This window comes from uncultured Cetobacterium sp. (assembly GCF_947039425.1).
Classification (GTDB): Bacteria; Fusobacteriota; Fusobacteriia; order Fusobacteriales; family Fusobacteriaceae; genus Cetobacterium_A.
This window is the reverse complement of the sequence record NZ_CAMQYW010000155.1, coordinates 1-4,508: the sequence shown is the minus strand read 5'-3', so window position 1 is coordinate 4,508 and position 4,508 is coordinate 1. Positions and strand designations below refer to the sequence as shown.

Sequence of the window (4,508 nt, the reverse complement as noted above, 5' to 3'; positions counted from 1 at the left end):
TTGGAATAATAGCATTTGCAGGAATAGTGTCATCAATGTATACAAATTATCCTAAAGGGACAACAATAGTTTTTTTACTTTTAATTTTACCTTCAATTCCTTTGATTTTAAAAGGTGAGAACATTTTCAATAAAAAGAATATTTTATCATTATTTTTAGGAATAATATTTACTTTATTATTTATATTAATAACAAAGAAATTCTCAAATGGAAATGATGAAGTTTTAAGAAGTGCAGTTTTTAATGTAACATATGGCGGAAAATTATTTGTATGTGGACTAATATCAGCAGGAGCGATGATAATACCAGGAATATCTGGGTCACTTTTGCTTCTTATATTAGGAGAATATTATAATATTTTAAATTATATAAAAAGTTTCAATATATTACCTCTTATATTTTTCTCTTTAGGAATGGCTGTTGGATTAGTTGGAGTTTCTAAAGTTATAAATATCTTATTACATAAATATAGAAGTTATACTTTACATTTTATAGTTGGAATAATAATTGTATCATTATTTGAAATATCAGCTAAATTAATATAAAAAAACTGGGAAATTATCCCAGTTTTTTTAATGCTTCTAATGCTTCAGTGTAATTTGGCTCGTGAGTAATTTCTTTTAAATACTCAGTATAAGTTACTTTTCCAGCTTTATCTATTATTATAACTGCTCTTGAAATTAAACCTAGTTCTTTAATATATAAACCATAATTTTTAGCAAATTCTCTATCTTTGTAATCAGATACAGTAACAGCATTATCAATTCCTTTAGCACCACAGAAACGACTTAAGGCAAAAGGTAAATCCATTGATATTGTCAATAATACAACATCTGAGAAAGCAGAGATTTGATGATTAAATTTAATTGTTTGTAATTCACATACTGGTGTATCAACAGAAGGAACTGCAGAAATAACAATATTCTTACCTTTTAAATCTGTTAGTGATAAAGGTGTTAAGTCCATTTTAGTAACTGTAAAGTTAGGAGCAATATCTCCTATATTAACTTCATTTCCAATTAAAGTTAATGGATTTCCTTCAAAAGTAATAGCATTTTTTCTTTCCATAACATAACCTCCTTAAATTTGATTTAATTATACATTTTTAGTAGATAAAATACAAGATAAATTTTCATTATTTTTAATACTATTTACGCCAGAGAGTATCATAGCTTGGTACAATTGGTTTTTAAAAGTATCTAAAGTTATTTTAACTCCTTCTTGTCTCCCCCCAATAGCTCCCCAAATAATAGGTCTTCCGATTAAAACACCTTTAGCACCAAGAGCTAAATATTTTAAAATATCTACCCCCTCTCTAACACCACCATCAACTAAAATAGTTATTTGATTTCCAACTTCTTTAGAAATATCAGCTAAAACTTCAGCAGGAGCGAAAGTTTCATTTAAGCAACGCCCACCATGATTAGATATAACAATTGCATAAGCTCCAGCTTCTACACAAAGTTTAGCTTCATCAACAGTTAAAATACCTTTAATTATAAATGGAAGCTTTGTAGAAGAGATAATCTCTTTTAAATCATTTAAAGATTTAGGACCAACAGGTTGACCAAAAAGTTTCATAGTAACAAGACCAGCCCCATCAATATCTACACCAACAGCAACTGCGCCAGCTTCCTCTGCAATTTTTATTCTTTTAATAATTTCTTCATTTTCTCTAGGTTTTATAATTGCAATTCCTTTACCATTGGCTTTTTTAATAGCTTCTATTCCAACTTTAAAACAATTAGCATCTCCAGTATCTCCAATCATAGCAATGGTACCAGCATCAATAGCACCTAAAACCACATCATTTGAATATTCTTCATCAGTTATGAATCCTCCCATATTAAATTTAGTGCCTGTAATTGGAGCTACAATTGCAGGAAAAGATAGATTCTCATTAAACAATGAACAATCTAATTTAGGGTCTGTTGCTGAATGAAGTGTTCTCATTGCAATTTTAACCTCTTTTAATTTATTAAAAGTTTGAGTAAAACTTCCTCCATTTCCTGCACCACCCATGCCAGGAACTTTACCAGCACACCATTTTCCATTACATTCAGGACAAAGAATACAAAACTCTTTCATTCTCTCTTTTGCATTTTTTCTAATCTCTTTAATATCCATAGTTAACTCCCCTTAATTTTTATTTTTTTAAGTCATTAGTATCAATAATTAAAGTAACAGGACCATCATTAAGTAAATCTACTTTCATATCTGCTCCAAAAACTCCAGTTTCAACATGAACTTCTTGCTTCTTACAAGCGTCAATGAAGTTTTCATAAAGAATACTAGCCATTTCAGGCTTAGCAGCTTCAGTAAAAGATGGTCTTCTACCCTTTATACAGTTTCCATATAGAGTAAATTGCGAAATAATAAGTAATTCACCATTAATATCTTTTAATCCTAAATTCATTTTGTCATCAGAATCATTAAAAACTCTTAAATCTACTATTTTTTTAGCAAGCCACTGAACCTCTTTTTCAGTATCTGTAGAAGTAATTCCTAATAATACTAAAAATCCATCATTAATTTTTCCTGTAATATTGTCATCAATTGTAACACTTGCATGTTTAACTCTTTGAATAATAGCTCTCATATATATACTCCTTTAATTTTTATATAAAAATAAAAATATTATAACATAAAATAATTGAAAATATGAGTAGAGATAGTGTTTGTAGAAATTAAAAATAGATGATATAATTATCCTAGTTATAAAAAAAAATAAAAGGTAGGCTTAGATATTATGATAAGAGAAAGAATCTTAACTGATTTTGCAAGGGTTATAAATTCAGATAGATATCAGTATACTGAAAGTGATATTTTTTTAATGGAAAATATGGAAACAAAGGAAGCTATCTTTGACATGTATTTTAGAAAAACAGAAGATGGTGGATTTGCTGTTGTTTCTGGAATTCAAGAGGTAATTGAACTTGTAGAAATTTTAAATGAGACAAAAGAAGAAGAAAAAAGAGAATATTTTTCTAAGATAATAGAAGAGGAACATTTACTTGAGTATCTTGTAAAAATGAAATTTACAGGAGAGATATTTGGTATGAGAGATGGTGAGATTGTATATCCAAATGAACCGATTTTAACAATAAAAGCTCCGTTAATACAAGCTAAAATACTTGAAACACCAATATTAAATATAATGAATATGCAACTGGCAATTGCGACTAAGGCATCAAGGATAACAAGAGCGGCATATCCAATTCCAGTTAGTTCTTTTGGAAGCAGAAGAGCTCATGGATTTGACAGTGCAGTATCTGGAACAAAAGCATCAATAATTGGTGGGTGTTTATCTCATTCTAATTTAGTAACAGAGTATAAATATGGAATTTCTAGTGTTGGAACAATGGCTCATTCATTTATTCAAGCTTTTGGAGTTGGATCAAAATCAGAGAAAGAAGCTTTTGATAAATTTATAAAACATAGAAGAGAAAGAAAAACGAATTCATTAATTTTATTAATAGATACATATAATACAATTGAAATTGGGTTAAAAAATGCTATTCAAAGTTTTAAAGATAATGGTATAAAAGATGATTATAATGGAATTTATGGAGTTAGAATTGATTCAGGAGATTTAGCATATTTATCTAAAAAATGTAGAGCTGAACTTGATAAAAATGGATTTAAAAAAGCAAAAATATTTTTAACAAATTCTCTAAATGAAAGTTTAATAAAGTCATTAAAAGAACAAAATGCTAGTGTTGATATATTTGGTGTTGGAGATGCTATAGCTGTTAGTAAGTCAAATCCATGTTTTGGTGGAGTTTATAAAATAGTGGAAATAGACAATAATCCAGTTATAAAATTATCAGAGGATGTTATTAAAATTTCAAATCCAGGATTTAAAGAGGTTTATAGAATTTATGATAAGGATGGATTAGCTTATGCTGATTTAATAACTTTAGTGAAAAATGATGGGGATAAAAAATCATTACTTAGTAATAAAGATTTATATTTAAGAGATGAGAAATATGAATTTAAATCAAGTCTTTTAAAAAGTGGAGAATACTCTTTTAAAAAGTTAACTCATGAATTTGTAAAAAAAGGAGTTATTCAAGATAAATATTGTGAAATCCAAGATATAAAAAAATCTAGAGAATATTACTTAGAATCATTAAAATATATTTCTGAAGAAAGAAAAAGATTGGAAAATCCACATCAATATAAAGTTGATCTATCTAAAAATTTATTATCATTGAAATATAAATTAATAAAAGATATAAAAAGCCAAATAAACAATAATAATTAAAAGAGGCTGACAATGTCAGCCTATTATAATCATTATTTATCTAGTGATAAAATAATTAAATCAGATGTTGCTGGATTAGTAGCAATAGGAACTCTGTGAACATCAGCTAATCTAATTAGTGCAGATATATCTGGTTCATGTGGTTGTGATGATAATGGATCTCTAAAAAATAAAATAGCTTCAATGTTATTAAGATCGGAAGAGCGTCGTGTAGGGAAAGAGTGTACGTCCTGGTGTAGAT

5 protein-coding genes are annotated in these 4,508 nt (G+C 27.9%); 2 read left to right on the top strand and 3 right to left on the bottom strand.

The window, feature by feature from the left end:
- The coding region (locus Q0V09_RS08085; RefSeq protein WP_297488325.1) for a DUF368 domain-containing protein at positions 1–545 on the top strand (545 nt) is incomplete at its 5' end.
- Between the two features lie 13 nt (positions 546–558).
- On the opposite strand, the gene tpx is transcribed toward Q0V09_RS08085, so the two are convergent.
- The 3 genes from tpx to dtd are packed head-to-tail and all read right to left on the bottom strand — an operon-like array spanning position 559 to position 2,599.
- On the bottom strand, positions 559–1,068 hold the full coding sequence (gene tpx / locus Q0V09_RS08080) for a thiol peroxidase (RefSeq protein WP_297488322.1): 510 nt from the start codon (positions 1,066–1,068) through the stop codon (positions 559–561).
- Positions 1,069–1,095: 27 nt separating this feature from the next.
- Positions 1,096–2,127 (bottom strand): alpha-hydroxy-acid oxidizing protein, encoded by a 1,032-nt coding sequence (locus Q0V09_RS08075; RefSeq protein ID WP_297406475.1) that lies wholly within the window; start codon positions 2,125–2,127, stop codon positions 1,096–1,098.
- A gap of 19 nt (positions 2,128–2,146) precedes the next feature.
- The gene (dtd, locus tag Q0V09_RS08070; RefSeq protein WP_297406476.1) at positions 2,147–2,599 is read right to left on the bottom strand and encodes a D-aminoacyl-tRNA deacylase; all 453 of its coding nucleotides are present in this window, start codon (positions 2,597–2,599) and stop codon (positions 2,147–2,149) included.
- Between the two features lie 150 nt (positions 2,600–2,749).
- Between dtd and Q0V09_RS08065 the strand changes: the two genes are divergently transcribed.
- Entirely contained in the window at positions 2,750–4,267 is a 1,518-nt protein-coding gene (locus tag Q0V09_RS08065; RefSeq protein ID WP_297406478.1) for a nicotinate phosphoribosyltransferase, read from the top strand.
- The last annotated feature ends 241 nt before the right edge of the window (positions 4,268–4,508 follow it).

Excerpts from the sequence above, each read along its gene's own strand:
- tpx (WP_297488322.1), bottom strand. The coding sequence starts at position 1,068 with ATGGAAAGAAAAAATGCTATTACTTTTGAAGGAAATCCATTAACTTTA.
- Q0V09_RS08075 (WP_297406475.1), bottom strand. The coding sequence starts at position 2,127 with ATGGATATTAAAGAGATTAGAAAAAATGCAAAAGAGAGAATGAAAGAG.
- dtd (WP_297406476.1), bottom strand. The coding sequence starts at position 2,599 with ATGAGAGCTATTATTCAAAGAGTTAAACATGCAAGTGTTACAATTGAT.
- Q0V09_RS08065 (WP_297406478.1), top strand. The coding sequence starts at position 2,750 with ATGATAAGAGAAAGAATCTTAACTGATTTTGCAAGGGTTATAAATTCA.